The 17,209-nt window shown below is 64.7% G+C and carries 14 protein-coding genes, 2 tRNA genes and 1 riboswitch; of the genes, 13 read left to right on the top strand and 3 right to left on the bottom strand.

The annotated features are described in order from the left end of the window. Positions 1-38: 38 nt before the first annotated feature. From accD to QZ951_RS07210, 9 genes are all read left to right on the top strand, one after another. Positions 39-932, top strand: coding sequence for an acetyl-CoA carboxylase, carboxyltransferase subunit beta (accD, locus tag QZ951_RS07250; protein WP_292999870.1), 894 nt, complete (start codon positions 39-41; stop codon positions 930-932). After that, positions 919-2,235, top strand: a complete 1,317-nt coding sequence (folC, locus tag QZ951_RS07245) for a bifunctional tetrahydrofolate synthase/dihydrofolate synthase (RefSeq protein WP_292999869.1) — start codon at positions 919-921, stop codon at positions 2,233-2,235. The genes accD and folC overlap by 14 nt, the downstream gene beginning before the upstream one ends. Positions 2,236-2,240: 5 nt before the next feature. Then, positions 2,241-2,978: an SPOR domain-containing protein gene (locus QZ951_RS07240; protein WP_292999868.1), complete on the top strand. Its 738-nt coding sequence runs from the start codon at positions 2,241-2,243 to the stop codon at positions 2,976-2,978. 71 nt (positions 2,979-3,049) lie between these two features. Next, a tRNA-Ser gene (locus QZ951_RS07235) sits at positions 3,050-3,137 on the top strand. A gap of 452 nt (positions 3,138-3,589) precedes the next feature. Continuing rightward, positions 3,590-3,666, top strand: a tRNA-Arg gene (locus QZ951_RS07230). 53 nt (positions 3,667-3,719) lie between these two features. After that, on the top strand, positions 3,720-5,348 hold the full coding sequence (locus QZ951_RS07225; RefSeq protein WP_292999867.1) for a hypothetical protein: 1,629 nt from the start codon (positions 3,720-3,722) through the stop codon (positions 5,346-5,348). Between the two features lie 70 nt (positions 5,349-5,418). Beyond that, positions 5,419-6,915: a hypothetical protein gene (locus QZ951_RS07220; RefSeq protein WP_292999866.1), complete on the top strand. Its 1,497-nt coding sequence runs from the start codon at positions 5,419-5,421 to the stop codon at positions 6,913-6,915. A gap of 93 nt (positions 6,916-7,008) precedes the next feature. Next, a complete protein-coding gene (locus tag QZ951_RS07215; RefSeq protein ID WP_292999865.1) occupies positions 7,009-7,848 on the top strand; it encodes a hypothetical protein in 840 nt (279 codons plus the stop codon). Positions 7,849-8,003: 155 nt separating this feature from the next. Beyond that, entirely contained in the window at positions 8,004-9,788 is a 1,785-nt protein-coding gene (locus QZ951_RS07210; RefSeq protein WP_292999864.1) for a DUF885 family protein, read from the top strand. Between the two features lie 87 nt (positions 9,789-9,875). Here QZ951_RS07210 and QZ951_RS07205 read toward each other — a convergent pair whose 3' ends face one another. Next, positions 9,876-11,174 (bottom strand): BLUF domain-containing protein, encoded by a 1,299-nt coding sequence (locus QZ951_RS07205; RefSeq protein WP_292999863.1) that lies wholly within the window; start codon positions 11,172-11,174, stop codon positions 9,876-9,878. Between the two features lie 109 nt (positions 11,175-11,283). Then, a riboswitch (cobalamin riboswitch) is annotated at positions 11,284-11,520 on the bottom strand. A 197-nt stretch (positions 11,521-11,717) separates the two neighbouring features. On the opposite strand from QZ951_RS07205, the gene QZ951_RS07200 reads away from it, so the two are divergent. Further along, positions 11,718-13,070: a sigma-54 dependent transcriptional regulator gene (locus QZ951_RS07200; protein WP_292999862.1), complete on the top strand. Its 1,353-nt coding sequence runs from the start codon at positions 11,718-11,720 to the stop codon at positions 13,068-13,070. A gap of 572 nt (positions 13,071-13,642) precedes the next feature. On the opposite strand, the gene QZ951_RS07195 is transcribed toward QZ951_RS07200, so the two are convergent. Continuing rightward, positions 13,643-13,876, bottom strand: a complete 234-nt coding sequence (locus QZ951_RS07195; RefSeq protein ID WP_292999861.1) for a hypothetical protein — start codon at positions 13,874-13,876, stop codon at positions 13,643-13,645. Between the two features lie 247 nt (positions 13,877-14,123). Between QZ951_RS07195 and QZ951_RS07190 the strand changes: the two genes are divergently transcribed. Next, the gene (locus tag QZ951_RS07190) at positions 14,124-14,864 is read left to right on the top strand and encodes a hypothetical protein (RefSeq protein ID WP_292999860.1); all 741 of its coding nucleotides are present in this window, start codon (positions 14,124-14,126) and stop codon (positions 14,862-14,864) included. A 540-nt stretch (positions 14,865-15,404) separates the two neighbouring features. Here the strand turns inward: QZ951_RS07190 and QZ951_RS07185 are convergent. Beyond that, entirely contained in the window at positions 15,405-15,647 is a 243-nt protein-coding gene (locus QZ951_RS07185; protein WP_292999859.1) for a hypothetical protein, read from the bottom strand. Between the two features lie 411 nt (positions 15,648-16,058). Here QZ951_RS07185 and QZ951_RS07180 point away from each other — a divergent pair, with 411 nt between their 5' ends. Next, positions 16,059-16,430, top strand: coding sequence for a hypothetical protein (locus tag QZ951_RS07180; protein ID WP_292999858.1), 372 nt, complete (start codon positions 16,059-16,061; stop codon positions 16,428-16,430). A gap of 9 nt (positions 16,431-16,439) precedes the next feature. Next, positions 16,440-16,880 (top strand): hypothetical protein, encoded by a 441-nt coding sequence (locus QZ951_RS07175; RefSeq protein WP_292999857.1) that lies wholly within the window; start codon positions 16,440-16,442, stop codon positions 16,878-16,880. Positions 16,881-17,209: the final 329 nt, after the last annotated feature.

Genomic DNA, 17,209 nt, shown 5'->3' with positions numbered 1-17,209 from the left:
ATTGTCTCAGCCCTGAAACACGAGATCGGAAACTGTCCATGAGCTGGCTCGAAAAAATCTCCGGATCGAAACTGCTGACCGGCGGCGTGCGCAAGAAGAGCGTGCCGGAAGGTCTCTGGATGAAGTGCGACTCCTGCCAGTCGGTGCTGTATCGCGCCGAACTGGAACGCACGCTCGAGGTCTGCCCGAAGTGCGGCACGCACCGCGCGATCTCCGCGCGAGCCCGCATCAATCACCTGCTCGACGCCGAGCCGCGGGTCGAGATCGGCGGCCGCGTTCGCGCCACCGATCCGCTGAAGTTCAAGGATTCGCGCAAGTACACGGAGCGTCTCGCCGAGGCCCGCGAGGACACCGACGAAGAAGACGCGCTGATCGTCGTTCGCGGGCAGCTGATCGGCCTGCCGGTCGTCGTCTGCGTGTTCGAATTCGGCTTCATGGGCGGCTCGATGGGCTCCGTCGTCGGCGAAAAATTCGTCCGTGGCGTCAACGAGGCGCTGGCGCACGGCTGTCCGGTGATCTGTTTTGCCGCATCCGGCGGTGCCCGCATGCAGGAATCGCTGTTCTCGCTGATGCAGATGGCCAAGACCAGCGCCGCGCTGGCCAAGCTCGCCGAGCGCGGCCTGCCGTTCGTCTCGGTCCTGACCCATCCGACGATGGGCGGCGTGTCGGCGTCGCTGGCAATGCTGGGCGACATCCACATCGCCGAGCCGAAGGCCCTCATCGGTTTCGCCGGTCCGCGCGTGATCGAGCAGACCGTCCGCCAGAAGCTGCCGGAAGGCTTCCAGCGCGCCGAATTCCTGCTGGAGAAAGGCGCGATCGACATGATCGTCGACCGCCGCGAACTGCGCGAAAAGCTGCACCGCCTGCTGGCGATGCTCACGCACTTCGCGCCTGGCGTGCCGCCTTCGGCCGGTGCCGTTGCCGCCCACTGAGGCGGTTTCGGGTTCCGCAGGCGGCGGTACCCGTCCGCAACCGGACTGGCCGCTGGCCGACTGGCTGGCCTGGCAGGAGCGGCTCAATCCTCGCGCGATCGAACTGGGCCTCGAACGCTCCCGGGTCGTTGCCGGCCGCGTCGGCCTGCTGACCCCCGCCGCCGTGACCGCCACGGTCGGCGGCACCAACGGCAAGGGTTCCAGCGTCGCGCTCGCCGATGGCATCTGGCGCGCGGCGGGCTACCGCGTTGGCCGTTACAGCTCGCCGCACCTGCTGCGCTACAACGAACGCATCGTCATCGACGGCCACGAGGCTACTGACAATGCGATCTGCCGCGCGTTCGCGGCCATCGATGTCGCGCGCGGCAGCCTGCCGCTGACCTATTTCGAGTTCGGCACGCTGGCCGCACTCTGGCTCTTCCGTGAGGCCCGCTGCGACGTGCAGGTGCTCGAAGTCGGCCTCGGCGGCCGTCTCGACGCCGTCAACATCGTGGATGCCGATGCCGCGCTCGTCACCAACATCGGGCTCGATCATCTGGACTGGCTCGGTCCGGACCGCGAGGCGATCGGCTTCGAGAAAGCCGGCATTTTCCGCAAGGGCCGTCCGGCAATCTGTGCCGAGCAAGCGCCGCCCTTGAGCCTTGGCGCGCATGCGGCCGCTATTGGAGCGGACTGGCGTCAGGCTGGCGTCGCGTTCGATGTGACGCGCGGCGCATCGAATTGGCACTGGCGCAGTGCCGTCACCGCCACCGAATGGCGCGATCTGCCGCCGCCCGCATTGCCGGGCGCGATCCAGATCGACAATGCCGGTGGCGTGCTCGCGCTGGTGGACGCACTGTCGGACCGGCTGCCGGTCACGCGCGCCGCGATCGACTGCGGCCTGCGCACCCTGGCCCTGGCGGGCCGCTTCGAGCGCCGCGGGCAACTGATCTTCGATGTCGCGCACAACGCCGAATCGGCGCAGGTGCTGGCCGACAACCTGCGGGCGGTGCCAGTGTCTGGTCGGACGCGACTGGTGCTCGGCATGCTGAGCGACAAGCCGGTGGCGGAGGTCTGTCGCGCGCTGGCGCCGGTGGTCGACGATGTCTACTGTGCGCGCTTGCCGCCGCCGCGCGGGCTGGGTGACGATGCCCTGCGGACGGCCGCCCACGCCAGCGGGATGGTGGCGCGAGCGTGCGGTACGGTCGCCGACGCCTTGCGGGCCGCGCGAGCCGACGCGGCGGGCGACGATCGGATTGTCGTCTGCGGATCATTTCTCACGGTGGCGGAAGGCATGCAACTGCAGGGCGGATCACAGGAATGAATGAGGTGTTTCGCCGCCGCCTGGTCGGACTCGCCGTGCTGCTGGTGCTGCTGTTCGTGCTGTCGTTGCTGCTGCCCGGCGCGCCGACGCCGGAAGAATCGCTGCCGTCCGAGACCATCAGCCTGAAGGCGCCGCTGCCGGCGGCACAGGCTGGGGCGACGTCCGAGACGCCGCCGGTCGCTACCGACGCCCCGGCTGCGCGTGAACCGGTTGCCGAGGTCGCGATCTCCGATGTCGAGCGTCCGCCGGCGTCGTCGGCGCGCGTCGAGCCAGCGGCGAGGCCGGAACCGGCACCACCCGCGCCGAAGAACGCGGAGCTGAAGCTGTCGCCGAAGGTCACGCCGGCTCCACCGAAACCGGCCCCGGCGCCGCCGGTGACGAAGCCGTCGCCGAAGCCGGAAGCCACCGTCGCACCGAAGCCGAGACTGGCGGAATCGGTCGCGAAGCCGCCGAAACCGGCCGACAAGGCGACGCCCAAGCCGGCTGACAAGCCTGCGGCGTCCGGCTGGTATGTGCAGGTCGGCAGCTATTCCGACGCCGGCAAGGCCTCGACCATCGTCAGCCTGCTGCAGAAGATCGGCTATCGCGCGGAGAGCTCGAAGATCGTCAATGCCCAGGGCAAGACCTTGCACCGCGTTCGGCTCGGGCCGTATCCGTCGGAAGCAGCGGCGAAGGCTGCGCAGGACAAGGTTGCGAGGCAGGGTTATCCGCAAACGCGGCTGGCACAGGAAGGCGGGCGCTGAGCGCCGCTCCCGGCGCCACACTGGGCCACGCCGGGCAATTCGCCTAGAATGCGCGGCGCGAGCAGCATCGCGGAGAGATGGCAGAGTGGTCTATCGCGGCGGTCTTGAAAACCGCTGACCTTCACCGGTCCGGGGGTTCGAATCCCTCTCTCTCCGCCACTTTTCCAAAAGACCGACTCAATGTCGGTCTTTTGGAAAAGCGAGACGGAAAACGAGGGAGGGATTCGAAGCCGCGGCAGCGGCTGGGCCCGAAGGGACGAATCCCAAGCGGCAGGCAGTGAGCGAAGACCGTCCTGACTCAATGTCGGTCTTTTGGAAAAGCGAGACGGAAAACGAGAGAGGGATTCGAAGCCGCGGCAGCGGCTGGGCCCGAAGGGACGAATCCCAAGCGGCAGGCAGTGAGCGAAGACCGTCCCGACTCAATGTCGCTCTTTTGGAAAAGCGAGAGGAAGGACAAGAGAGGGATTCGAAGCCGCGGTAGCGGCTGGGCCCGAAGGGACGAACCCCAAGCGGCAGGCAGTGAGCGAAGACCGTCCCGACTCAATGTCGGTCTATTGGAAAAGCGAACAATCTGTACCTGACCCCAATTAAGTTTACAAACCGAGTTCAGAGCGCCCGTAGCTCAGTCGGATAGAGCATCGGCCTTCTAAGCCGAGGGTCGCAGGTTCGAATCCTGCCGGGCGCGCCAGTTTCGAGTCGCATCGCTCCGTCCTAGACTTAGGACCATCAGGGAGGATGCCGATGCCCGTCACCGAAACGCGCGGCGAGTTGCTCACCAGCGGCCTGATCACCGATTCGCGGCTTGACGATCACCCGCCGCACTTCCGCGTGGCGTGGATTCCGTGGCATTCCGGCTTTCGCGGCAGCGGTCTGCGCGTGGGTGACCGGATCGTCGCGGTGCAGGGCGTGCCGGTCGCTCGACCTGACGATGGCCGCGAACTGCAGCGATACACGCAAGGCTTCGTCGGTCAGCTGTCCGAAAGCCGGACGTGGGCCGAGCAGGGCCTTGCCGATGACGCTGCGCTGTCGCTGACCGTGCGTCGTCGCAGTCCGGACGGTGTGAGCTGGCAGCACCTCGACATCACGGGCCGCGTCCGGCTCCAGCGCATCTGGCGCGATGACAGCGGGCGGCAGTGTCTGGGTGTCGATGGCCCGTCGATCTTCGAGCGCGATGGCCAGCCGGAGCCGTGGGGACGCTGGGTCGACGAAGTGCTGCCGCGCGTGCTTGGCAATGCCCTGGACGGCATCTGGCAGCAGGCCGGTGCCAGCACCCGCTACGAATGGCAGGAACTGCAGAAGCTCGGGCCGCAGGTGCAGTGCCTCAGCGCACGCTATCCGGGTGCTTGTGCGCGCGCCGTGCAGGAGGATTACGACGCGGCGCTGGCCATGCTCGATGCACCGCGCCCGGCGCTGACCGAAGCCGAGCTTGCGTGGCGCAAGGCGGGGGACGAGCGGGTGGCGGAAGTGCAGCGGATGGCGCAGGCCGCGTGGAAGGCCTGTCTCGATGCCCATGCGGCCGAGATCATTCCGGCGTTCCCTGCGCCGAATCCGTTCGTCGATGATCCGGACCGTGTCGTCGGCCGCTGCCTCGTGCTGCCGCCGATCCGCAATCGCGACTGGGTGGTCGAAGGCCATCACAACTGGTGGGCGGCTCGTGAAGGAAACGGCGTGTGGCTGTGCGATACCGAGCATCCGCAGGCCCTGCAGGTGCGACTGGCGGCGCGGCGCTACCAGCGCCGGGTGTCGCCCGACCTGCCGGCCGAGTATCGGCTGCTGGCCCGCGTGCTGCCGGAGCCGCGAATGCTGTTCGCGAGCAACATGATCTTCAAGGGCTACGCCGTCGAACCGATCGCGGCGCTGGTCGGTGATGCGATGTTTGTTGCCTGCGTGCCGACCGGCGAACCGGCCTTTGCCGGCGAGGACAGCACGCAGCCGCATGCGGCCGTACCTGCGGACGATGCCAGTCCGCGCGAGGTGATCGAAGCCTTGATTGCCGCCGCAAAGCTCGGCGATCAGGCCGGCTTCAATGCCCTGTTCGCACCGTGGCGGCTTTCCACGCGCAAGGGCCAGACGATGGTCTTTCCGAATCCGGCACCGGTCTCCCATGATGACTGGGAACGCACCCGGCGCTGGCTGTCGCAGCGCGTCGCGGATGTTCGCGTGGTCTGGGTCGACGAAGTCACGAGCGTCTCGACCGCAGACGGCTTTCCCGGTGCGCCGGTCATCGATGCGACCGTCGTCGAGGTCGAGCACTGGGGCGTGTTCGATGGCCAGACCCATGCCTTCATGAACACCGGCCTCAATCGCCGCTGGCCGCTGCAGCGGATCGATGGCGGGCCCTGGCGCATTGCGCGCGGGCAAAGCATCTGATGCCGCGCCGCTCGATCCGCGGGCTCGCATCCGCCGCGCTTTTCATCCGCCATCGTCGCAGGACGCTGACATGACCACGCAAGATCGCCGCATCCGCGAGCTGCAGGATCGGCACACGACGATCCAGGGCAAGCTGCTGGCCGAGGAAGTGCCACGGGCACCGCAGGCGATGGCCGCCTACTTTCCAGCCAAGGTCGAGCATCTCAAGGGACTGCTCGGCATTCTCGGCGGCAGCGAGGAAAGCCGCGCCAAGGGCTTCGCCGATCGGATCGCCGAGGCCACGCGCACGCTCGATGGCTCGCTCGGCGCCATCTATCGCGACGTGCGTGATCCGAGTCTGACCGCGCTCGTGTTCGAGACGCAGGCGCATACCGAAGAGCGCCGCTATTTCGAGAGTCTGGCCGCATTGAAGCTCGGCGAGATGCGCGACGAGCTGCTGGGGAAGGTTGCAGCCTTGAAGACGTTCACCGACGGCCTGCAGCGCAAGTGGGACGAAACCCTGGTCAACAATCAGAGCCTCGTGCGGGTCGAGCAGGAAGCCACCGCCGAGATCGGGCGTGCGGTCGATGCCGGTGTCGAGCAGGCCAAGCGTCTGACGGTTGCCCTGCAGGGCCTGCCGGCAAAGTTCGAGGACCGTTTCAAGGACGTGAAGAAGGCCGGCGAGCAGGCCATCGCGGACCTCTGGAAGCTGCACACCGGAGACGACCGGTACCACGAGGCAGTCGGCAAGGAAGCGCTGTATCTCGTGGTCGAGAAGGCGAAAAGCACGTTGACCGCACTGGTCGCCGCGCAGGTGCCGGTGATGCTCGATGGCGTGACCAAGTCGCAGCTGGAGAGCGCCAAGCTGTTCGCCGAGCAGGAACTGGCGATGTTGCGATCGCGCTCGGCCGAGCAGCTCGAGAAGTACCGGCAGGGCATCCGCCAGCAGACGCAGGGTGTCGCCGTGCTGTTCTCGGTGACCCGGAAGGACACCGAGGAATTCGCTCGCCAGAACGACTTCGAAGCCGGCAAGAAGATCTACCAGGAGATGCGCGAAGCGCTCGATCGCTGGGTTGCCGGTCTGCCGAGCGATGGCCTGAAAGGCGATGCCGGCGAGTTCGCGCAGGCCTGTCTCGATGCGGTCAGCATCCACCTGAAGCGGATGGAGGAGACGTACAACGATTTCGTGTCACGCAACCGCGCCCGGTTCTATGGCCCGGTCGGGCCGGAGATCACCGAACAGCTGGCCCAGAAGGAAAGCTGGCGCAGCCATGAGGACACGCTGTGCGGCAAGGGCCTGGAAACGCATCTTCGGTACTTTCGCGATGCCAGTCGCCAGTTCCTCGACTACGACATCCAGTACGTGTTCGAACGCAACGCCCGCGCGCCGGACGCCATGCCGGCCGAGCTGAAGCAGGCCTACTCGGTCTACCTGTCGGCGATGCGCGACATGATCGTGGCCGAGGTCAAGGCCAAGGTCGGCGAGGTCGATCGCAAGGCCGAGGAAGCGGCGAACGCCCTGTCCGAGCAGAAACTGCGCGAGGGCCTGAGCCGCAGCGAACTGGCTGCTCGGATTGCCGCCGGATGACGCCGGTTTTCCACTGGATCGATCGTGAACGCCGACACCGCCGCGCATTGATGCAAGCGCTTGCGACGGCCGTGAAACGGGCAGGGCCGGGCGATGCTTGATCCCGTCACCGAGCGGCACTACCGCGATCTCGCTGGCTGGATCGCGCTGCGCCATGCCGCATCGGCTTGGCGTGTCTTCGGCGTGCACGGCGCGCAGGGCTCCGGCAAGAGCACGGCGGTTCGCTTGCTGCAGCAGCAACTTGCGGCGGACCACGGCCTGCGCGTGGCCACGCTGGCGCTCGATGATTTCTATCTGCCGCGCGCGGCGCGGCAGGCGCTGGCGGCGAAGGTTCATCCGCTGCTGGTCACGCGTGGTGTGCCCGGCACCCACGAGGTGTCGTTGGGCGTGGCCACGATCGACCGGCTGCTGCGGCTCAAGCCCGGCGAGACGCTGCCACTGCCGCGGTTCTCGAAGGCCGACGACGATCGTCTGCCGGCCGATGCGACCGACCCGGTCACCGGGCCGATCGATCTGGTGCTGTTCGAAGGCTGGTGCGTCGGCACGCCGGCGCAGACGGCATCGGAGCTGGCAGCGCCGGTGAACGCGCTCGAGGAAACCGAGGATGCCGACGGGCGTTGGCGTACCTGGGTCAATGCGCGTCTGGCCACGGACTATCGGGCCTGGTTTGCGTGGATCGATGCGCTGATCGTGCTGCAGGTGCCGGATTTCGACTGCGTACGCCGCTGGCGCTGGCAGCAGGAGCAGGAAACCGCGCGGGCCGCTGGCGCAACGGGCGCCGGGTTGATGTCGGAGCCGCAGCTCGAACGCTTCCTGCAGCACTATCAGCGTCTGACCCTGCACGCGCTGCGAACTTTGCCGGCGCAGGCCGATGTGCAGGTGATCCTGCGCCGCGATCACGGCATCGACGAGATGCGGTTCCGGTCGCGCTGATCGGCTGCCCTGGCTGCGCATCGAATGGATCGCCGCGCATTCAATCCAAAACGGCCGTTGTCAGCATCCAACGCGTTGACGGGCGCGGCACGGCGAACTCCCGTGCGCAGCCGCCGAAGACCCGGTTCTCCCGCCTTGACCTCAGGATCAACCTCATGCGCTTACCGTTCACCTTGCTGGGCCGCGGCCTGATCGCCGCGTTGCTGTTCTGTGTCAGCGCGGCATGGGCCGCCGATGGCAGCACGCTCGAAGCCCGCCGCAAGGCGCTGAACGATCTGCTGGCCGAGCAGTGGCAGTACACGCTGGCGCAGAGTCCGGAGTTCTCGACCATTCTCGGCGACTACAGCCTGAATGACCGCTGGGGCGACAACTCGCTCGCGGCCATCGCCCGTCGCCAGAAAGAGTCGGAAGCGTTCCTGAAGCGCTTCGAGGCGATCGACACCACCGGCTTTCCGGAGGTCGAGCGCCTGAACAAGACGCTGATGGTCGATCAGCTGAAGGATGGCCTTGAGCAGCAGCGGCTGGGCCTGCACCTGCTGCCGCTCGATCAATCCGGCGGCGTGCATCTGCAGTACCCGCAGTTCGGCGCGCTGGTGCCGACCGACACGGTCAAGCATTACGAGGACTACCTGGCGCGCCTGAACACGCTGCCGGAGCAGATCGACCAGCTGATCGCGATTGCCCGCGAAGGCATGAAGGCCGGGCTGATGCCGCCGAAGTACCTGCTCGGCAAGGTCGTGACCCAGTGTCAGGCGATTGCCCGGCCAGCCGGTGTCGACAGCCCGTTCGCGTCGCCGCTGCAGAAGTTTCCCGACGCGATTTCGGCCGCCGATCAGGCGCGGCTGAAGGCGGCGATGATCAAGGCCATCGATACCAAGGTGCGGCCGGCCTACGACCGGCTCGCGAAGTTCGTCGAGAAGGAATACGCGCCGAAGGGCAGAACCGAGCCCGGCCTGTGGTCGCTGCCGAACGGCGATGCGCTGTACCGCTTCCAAATCCGCTCGCAGACGACGACCACGATGGACCCGCAGGCGATCCATGACCTCGGTCTGGCCGAAGTGGCGCGGATCGAAGCCGAGCAGGCCGAGATCGCCAAGCGCTTCGGCTATCCGGATCTGAAAAGCTTCCGCGACGACCTGAAGCTGGACCGCAGCACGTTCGCCAGCTCGCGGCAGCAGATCGTCGACCTGTACACGAAGTACAACCGCCAGATGGAACCGGAGTTGCCGAAGCTGTTCGGGCTGCTGCCGAAATCGAACGTCGAAGTGAAGGCCGTCGAGGAATATCGCGAGAAGGAAGCGTCGGCCGCGTCGTACACGCAGGGCACGCCGGACGGCAAGCGCCCGGGGCAGATCTACGTCAACACCGGCGACTTCCAGAACCGCTCGCTGCTGACGATCGAATCGACCGCGTACCACGAAGGCTCGCCGGGCCACCACATGCAGATCGCCATCGCCCAGACCCTGCCGGAACTGCCACCGTTCCGTCAGCAGGGCGGCTACACCGCGTATGTCGAAGGCTGGGCGCTGTACTCCGAGCGGCTCGGCAAGGAGGTCGGTTTCTATCAGGACCCGCTCAGCGACTACGGCCGGCTGTCCGATGAACTGCTGCGCGCCAACCGTCTGGTGCTCGATACCGGCGTCCACTACAAGCGCTGGACCCGGCAGCAGATGGTCGACTGGTTCCACGCGCATTCGTCCGACGACGAGCCGGACCTGCAGTCGGAAACCGATCGCTACATCGTCTGGCCGGGCCAGGCGCTGGCCTACAAGCTCGGCCAGTTGAAGATTCTTGCGCTGCGCGAGGATGCCAAGGACAAGCTCGGCGACAAGTTCGACATCCGTGCCTTCCACGACACCGTGCTCAGCGGCGGCGCTCTGCCGCTGGACATCCTCGATGCCCGGGTCAAGTCGTGGGTGGCCGAGACGCTCGCCAAGTGAGCATCGGGGTCGACTCGGCGATCCGCCGTGTCGACCCCATCACGGCTCGGCCGTGCAGACAGGCTTACGCCTTCGCCGTTCGACCGTTCAGTGCTTGCGACGCAGCGCTTCGAGGATGCGCAGGCCGGTCAGCGCGGCCGATCGGCTGCTGACATCGGCGCCGATGACGATGCCGGCGCCGGCCTGCTCGTGGAAGATGCGGCCACTGACATGGACCACGAGGTTCGGATTGCGCGAGGCGCGGCGCAACTCGGCAATCGTCACCGCCATCCGCGGCAGCCAGTGCTCGCGTCGGAACGAACTGCTGAGCGTCAGGTCGACGGCATCGAACCAGGATTCCGACACCAGCGACTCCAGTGCGGCGTCGTCGGCCGGTGCTTCGAACTGCGTCTGCCATCCGGCCTGCCACAGCATCTCGGCATCCAGCGCAGCGCCGAAGCGGTGCAGTTCGCCCGGCTGCGGCACGACCAGCACCGACGGCAGACCGTGGATCGTGGCGCGTGCGGCCGGTGCCATCAGGCGATGCAGCATCGACTGCAGGCGGCACAGGCCGATGGTCATCGCCACTTCCGTGCAGTCGTCGTGCTGCCACAGGTCGCCGAGCGCGCGCGCCGCCGGTTCCAGCAGGCGCAGGCAGCGCGCGGCGCTGCTCAGACGGCCGGTATCGAGCGACTGCATGTGGCGAATCGCGGCGGCAGGGTCGTCTGCCACCAGCAGATGGACCAGTGCATCGATGTCATCCGTATCCGGAAGCGTGATCGGCAGCGGCGCTTCGGTGCCGATCAGCGCCGAGAGCCGCGGCAGCACCAGCGTCTCGACCACCTGCTGCAGATGGCGCGGATCGAGCGCGCGCTTCGGCGCGACCCGCACATGATCGAAGCGCGGGAAATCGGCGCTGCCCAGCGTCTGCAGCCACTTGCCGTGACGATGGAGCAGCAGTTCGGCATCCTGCGGCCGTCGCTGCAGCTTTTCGATCAGCTCCAGCTGCGCCGTCATCGCGCGGCCGAGCCCATCGCTGGCCACCGTCGCGCGGGTCGACAGCTGCAGGTTCCAGCCTTCGAAGCTGCGGGCATCGACCGGGTGATGGCTCATCAGCTCGATGTCGGTATGGCGCGGGTCGCGGCTGACCGAGGCCCAGATGCGTTCCAGGCTGTCTTCCGGGCCTTCCAGGCACTGATAGAAGCTGCCGGCGTCGTAGATCACGAGGCCGGTGACCCCTTCCACGCGATTGCGCGACTGGGCCCGCTCCTGCAAGCCGCGCAGCGCGGCGTCGGACATCGGGGCAACCGCACGGCTGTGATAGATCAGCGTCCAGAGCGGCACGCGGAGACTGGTGGCAGTCGCGGCGGTCGGTTCGGAACTTGCGGCGTAACGGGCTTGCAGCATGGCGTGCACCTCCGCACGGTCGCCTCTGCCAAGCACCACGCGGGAATGCGGGGCTGCTGCAGGCTCGACGCCCGGCAACGCCCGTCATTCCATCGGTGCACCCCGCCCGAGGTTCATCAAGAGCTTCGGCAGGTCTCCTGGCTTGCGGGTCCGCGTTTGCGATCCGCCTTCCCGGTAGCCTCACCAGTGGCGCGTCCGTCACGACGCATCGATCGCCAACTCGCCGCTTACAGTTGCGGGGGCAGCCCCGGAATTGCCGTACCGCTGGCGCACCGGATTCCCTCTTCGCCGCCCATCCTGTCTGTGCTGCCGACAGTCCGGTCGGACCGAAGCTGAACGAAGATTGCGACGGCATCACGGCACTGTCAAGAAAAACTGTCATAGCCGTGTTCAATGAAATTGACATCTGGCGTTGCCAGAAACGCAGCGGATTCCAGCCCGGCAACGTCAACCTCTGCATTGCGTGCAAAGGCGGCCGCGGAGCCCCCGGCAACCGAGCCGCAAGCGCGCTACGGCTCGACTCCGCCACGCCATAATCCCGCCATGCGCACGATCCTGATCATCGACGACAACCCCGGCGTGCTCGACGCGCTGAGCCTGATGTTTTCGCTGCACGACATTCGCGTGGTCACGGCCTTGTCGCCGCAGGCCGGGCTCGATTTGTTGACGCGTGAGCCGATCAGCCTCGTCATTGCCGACATGAACTTCACCGCCGATACCACCAGCGGCGAAGAAGGGGTGGCGCTGTTCCGCGCGATCCGCGATCGCAACCCGGACCTGCCGGTGATCCTGCTGACCGCGTGGACCCACCTCGCCACGGCGGTGGAACTGGTCAAGGCCGGTGCCGCCGATTACCTCGCCAAGCCTTGGGACGACGCCAAGCTGCTGGCCACGGTCGAGAACCTGCTGGAGTTGGCCGAAGCCGCGCGCGAAGCCACTGCGCGCCGTGCCGAACGCCGCCGCCGCAGGGATGCCTTGGCTGCACGCTTCGATCTCTGCGGCATCGTCTACGGTGCCGACAGCACCGAGCGCGTGGTCACCATGGCCTGCCAGATCGCCCGGTCCGATGTGCCGGTGCTGATCACCGGCCCGAACGGCGCCGGCAAGGAACGCATCGCCCAGATCGTGCACGCCAATTCCAGCGTCAAGGCCGCCCCGTTCATCGCGGTGAACTGCGGCGCACTGCCGACCGAACTTGCGGAAGCCGAACTGTTCGGTGCCGACGCCGGGGCCTACACCGGTTCCAATCGCAGCCGCGAAGGGCGCTTCGAGATCGCCGAAGGTGGCACGCTGTTTCTGGACGAGATCGGCAACCTGCCGCTGTCCGTGCAGGTGAAGCTGCTGCGCGTGCTCGAAACCGGCGACTACCAGCGACTGGGCTCCAATCGGGTGCGCAAGGCGAGAGTGCGGGTGCTCAGCGCCACCAACTCCGACTTGCCACAGATGATCCGCGACGGCCGCTTCCGCGAGGATCTGTTCTATCGCCTGAACGTGATCGAACTGAGCCTGCCGCCGCTGACCGAGCGCAGCGACGACATCGACCCACTCGCCGAACACTTCCTGCGCGACAGCGCCGTGCAATTGTCCCCGGACGCCCGCGAGCTGCTGCACGCCCATCACTGGCCCGGCAACGTCCGCGAACTGAAAAACGTGCTCGAACGCGCCCGCCTGCTGTGCCAGAACGGCGTGATCCTGCCGAGCGATCTTGGCCTTGTCGTGCAGCCGCGCCCGGTCGCCCGGTCACTGGACGACCCGAGCAAGGAAGCGATCGAAGCCGCCCTGGCCAAAGCCGGCGGCATGGTGAGCCGCGCTGCGCAGGCGCTCGGTCTGTCCCGTCAGGCGCTGTATCGGCGCATGGAACGATTCGGCATTGCGCAGGACGATCCAGCGCCGTGACGGTCAGGCCGGGCCCCGCCGGTCCATCAGGGAGGCTGGCCGCGAGATGGCCGAACGACCATCAGTGCACGTCACCGGCGGCTTCACGGCCAGATGTCGGCAAGCCAGCCGCTCGGCATGTACGTGGCGGTGCGGGGCGGGGGATGGTCATCACCAAAACTCGCACGACTGACCCCTTCCACCCCCGTCATTATCCTGCATACCCCCGTCGTTCCCGCGAAGGCGGGAATCCAGCGCGATCCGCATCACGCAGAATTTCCGTGAGTTGAATTGCACCGGAATCGGTTGACGGTTGGCACCCGCGCCGACCAACAACACCAACGAACAGCGCGATGCACCGGACTGCGCGCAGTTTCAGAAGCTGCCGACATCGCGTCTGACACCTCTGACCACTCATGCGCGCGGCCTGATCGCGCGTCAGCAGGTCAAGACAACCGTTCCAACACGCCCGCACGCACTTCCAATGACTGCGACGCACGTTCAATCACAGCCGCAATAGCTTCCGCCATGCCAGTCGGGCCGTGCGATAGCGACGCGAAATGGCGAAACCCGCTGACCCAGCGTGCAACCGATCACGGCACCGGTTCAATCGACTGCGCGATCAGTGAAGACGATGAAAACGCCGCATCAATCTGCATAACGCGTCGATAAAACGTCAAATCCAGCGGTTGCGTCGAGCACCACGATACGGACAGCAGATATCGCTGCCGATGAATCAACGCCGTCGATACTGAAGATTGAACAAGTCCCCGCTCCGACGGTGCCAACAGCGATCGGGGCGAGCCGATATCTGCAGCAATGGTCATCGACCCACCGATTGATCACGCAAAACCTGAATGCGCGGTAGCCATTCAATGACACATACCGCCGCGATCGCTGCAGTAGGCGAAGCCATCGAAAACGCACCAATTCGGCAAGCCCGCAAGTCTCGAATTCGCCATTGGAAACCAGACCTGCGTCACAGTCGCGGCTGGACAGTGCGGAAAACGAGTTTCACGCTTGAATCTGGAGACAAGGTTGTCCCAGTCCACATCCCAGCAAGGAGGCACCTGCATGAACAACCGCGACCTGCGCCGCTACGACCGCCTGACCCGTGTCCAGACTTTTGGCCGAGAACGCATCCGTGATTTCAATCCGACTAGCAAGGCCGGCGCCTTGTTTGCACGCATCGACCGCTATCTGGTCGATGTCGATGCTGCCCGCATCGAGCAGGTGCCGAACCGTGTCGACAAGGCCGGGCTGCTGACGCGCATTCGCCAGAACTGTCGCAACATCACCCGAACCGCGCAGGCCATTGCCGTCAGCGAGCCGGATTTCATTGCCGCGTTCAAGCCCAAGCGCACGGTGTCGGAAGCCGCCGTCGCAGCGCATACCGATGCGCTGCTGGCCCAGCTCGAATCTCAGCCCACTGACAACGCAGACGCCCAGAGCGCCAAGCAGGCTTTGCGCGACCGTTTCATCGCCTACGAAATGGAAGCGGAATTCGTCACCAACCTCCGCGCCGACCGCGAAGCCCTGCGCATCATCATCCAGCAGAACCAGGGCGAAACGCAGGAGGGCATCGAAAACACCGCAATGATCACCTCGCTGTTCGACCGTGCCGGCGACGACATTCAGGAACTGAACGCCCTGATGATCAACCGCTACCAGCGCGAACCCGAAAAGCTCAAGACCTGGCGCGCCGCCAGCCGCATCGAAAGCGCACCGCAGCGGGCAGGGCGCGCTACACCCGCAACCGGGCTGACAACCGCGGCCTCACGAGACACCAACGCAACCGACGCTTCGAGTCGCTGAAACCCATGACCGGATCGTTGATCGACACATTCATTCGCGTCATTCACCTGGCGGTGTGTCGACTGCGATCCGGTCATTCCCTGCGACGATCGCAGACAGAGGCAAATGTTAGTTGGTCGGGTGCCCGGTGCGATGTTCAGCGTGTTGTGTGTCGTCGGGGACTGCCGATGTGTTTTGATCTGCATCAACGAACCTAAGATCAATGATTAGTTACACACATACGCGATATGTCGAAAGCCATGAGTCCCATAACAAAGCGTCGGCTGCCCATCCGCTTGCTTTCAGCATCGTCGGCGTACGATGCTCGCAAGACCAGCTGCCCTAACATTTCACGTGCGCGACGACTTACCTGACACCATAACGAATGTCGTTGACTCTGACGTGTTATCCGACAAAATGACGCCTAACGCAGCAAGGGCGAGTTTATCCGACAAATTTGTAGCTAATTGGCGTTGGTAATCAGGCAGAGACGAAGTCATAGACTCTTCTCAAAGCCTTCGATGATGCACGAATTAGGAGGGGTTTATACATGGCCGCTGTTTATGCTATTTCAAAGCCTTTACCGCAGCGACGTATAACGAGTTCATCCATCGCTGCGGTAAAGGCTTTGAAAGGAGCGTCCATCGCGAAACGGGTTCCCTTTTTGGCAATCGGGGGCGTCGCGAATTCTGAGTTAGGCGATGGCCTGATTTCCAACCAGTCGTTGAACCGTACATTTTTGCCGGCAGGTGTTTGCGCAATGATCGATCTAGGCGCTACGGCAAAAACGACGGTTAACTTCATGCGTTGGACCTCATGAAAGGAATGAACGGAATCATCGGCGCGTTTGGCGTCGCAATCGCTCTAAGCGCATGCGTGTCTGCAGAAAGGCGCAAAGAATCGGCAGGGTCTGTTGCAGCTGAATGTGTCTCGGTTGGCGCGCCTATATCGGCCGTAAAGCCGTGCCTTGCCGGTCATGGCCTGCCAAGTGTTGGCACGCCTATCCGAGGGGAGTATTCGTTTCAAAAATGCGGCCCATATTGGGGCTGGCCGTTCATGGCATCGTGCGGTGGCATCATCATCGCCACCAGATCGGAGGCTGTTGTTTCTTGGCGTTCGTGGGGTGCACTAGATGGCGTGTGAGGTCCAACTAGCGGTTCCACGCGACGTCCACGCCTTCGGCGTGGCCGCGCGTGAACGTGGGCGTTGGGCACCATGAAAGTGAATCAGCTCACTCGCGGCCAGGTGCGTCGCGTCATGTACATCGAAAACAAAGACGGGTTACTTGAGGGCACGCACGCCAGAATCGGCTGGGTCGCCTTCTCAAAGTCTGGGCGCACCATCTACTACAAGGGCCGCTCACTCACTGCCATCGGTGGCAGAGGGATACGAGGCAACTTCATGGACGCAGAGACACATGAGGAGTTTTGGGTGTCTGGTGTAAAGCAGCGGGGCTCCAATGTTCATCCTGCGGAGTCAGCCTCCGTCGTGGTTGATGATGACGCCAAGCAGGAGTACGCACGTCTGCGCGCTGGTGCCCAACCAACGGTTCAAGCCGACGCGGCTTCGCCGCGCGGCTTAACCTGAGCGTTAGGTTTGAAAAGCATGGACTCAGCAACACTCACTGAGCTTCGCAAATTGCAGAGGTCGCGTAGCGAGTCATCGCCGTTTGCTTCTGCCGTCGACTTCGATGCATGGGCAGACAAAGCATTGCCGCTGCTCGCATTCGAGCCACGCCTGCAAAATGAATTCAAGAATCTAGTTCTTTCCATGGGGACGTGTCGCGCTTTCAAAGCGCATCAGCAAGAAACAGAAAACATCAACAGCGCCATTGGCTTGGTCAACCAAGCCGTGTCACTACTTGAAATAAATCCCAAATCAAATACCGCAGGCCAACCAGCCGAACGCCCAAGCAATCCAGAAATTCAGCAGTGGCATCAAAAGCCACTTGGTTCTACGTGGCTCACCATCGTCGGCGGCGTGCTTACTGCGCTTGCGGTCTCCGTCATCGGCAAGGTTCTTGGCATTGAGTTCTAAATCTAACAAGGCATTCAAGCGGACGGGCTTCGCCCCCCCCCCCGCTTAACTTAAGCGTTAGCGCCTCATGACCTCGTACACACTCGAACGTTCCGTCCTCGTTCCAACACCGCTAGGGCAATTGCGGTGTCGCTCGCTATTAAAGAGCAAGGAGCCTCTCGAGTCTTACGAGCCTCCACTGCTCCTAGCTCGATCCTTCGTTCCAGATCTTCCCGAAGGAATGTCCGTTGAGGGGTGCGTTGGAGTCCTCTTCCAATACGAAGCCAAAGTGCAGCTCTCGGGTCTTCGGTACGAGTGTGAGTGGGTTCGGCGGACTGCCGCGTGCACAG

The sequence above is a fragment of the Nevskia sp. genome, from assembly GCF_021732705.1.
Lineage (GTDB): Bacteria > Pseudomonadota > Gammaproteobacteria > Nevskiales > Nevskiaceae > Nevskia.
Note: the sequence above shows the minus strand (reverse complement) of the source record. Positions and strands in the feature narration are given on the sequence as shown.

Bases quoted from the DNA above. Each gene is read 5' to 3' on its own strand.
- accD (WP_292999870.1), top strand. From the start codon at position 39: ATGAGCTGGCTCGAAAAAATCTCCGGATCGAAACTGCTGACCGGCGGC.
- QZ951_RS07190 (WP_292999860.1), top strand. From the start codon at position 14,124: ATGAACAACCGCGACCTGCGCCGCTACGACCGCCTGACCCGTGTCCAG.
- QZ951_RS07225 (WP_292999867.1), top strand. From the start codon at position 3,720: ATGCCCGTCACCGAAACGCGCGGCGAGTTGCTCACCAGCGGCCTGATC.
- QZ951_RS07200 (WP_292999862.1), top strand. From the start codon at position 11,718: ATGCGCACGATCCTGATCATCGACGACAACCCCGGCGTGCTCGACGCG.
- QZ951_RS07205 (WP_292999863.1), bottom strand. From the start codon at position 11,174: ATGCTGCAAGCCCGTTACGCCGCAAGTTCCGAACCGACCGCCGCGACT.
- QZ951_RS07210 (WP_292999864.1), top strand. From the start codon at position 8,004: ATGCGCTTACCGTTCACCTTGCTGGGCCGCGGCCTGATCGCCGCGTTG.
- QZ951_RS07185 (WP_292999859.1), bottom strand. From the start codon at position 15,647: ATGAAGTTAACCGTCGTTTTTGCCGTAGCGCCTAGATCGATCATTGCG.
- QZ951_RS07220 (WP_292999866.1), top strand. From the start codon at position 5,419: ATGACCACGCAAGATCGCCGCATCCGCGAGCTGCAGGATCGGCACACG.
- QZ951_RS07195 (WP_292999861.1), bottom strand. From the start codon at position 13,876: ATGACCATTGCTGCAGATATCGGCTCGCCCCGATCGCTGTTGGCACCG.
- QZ951_RS07180 (WP_292999858.1), top strand. From the start codon at position 16,059: ATGAAAGTGAATCAGCTCACTCGCGGCCAGGTGCGTCGCGTCATGTAC.
- QZ951_RS07215 (WP_292999865.1), top strand. From the start codon at position 7,009: ATGCTTGATCCCGTCACCGAGCGGCACTACCGCGATCTCGCTGGCTGG.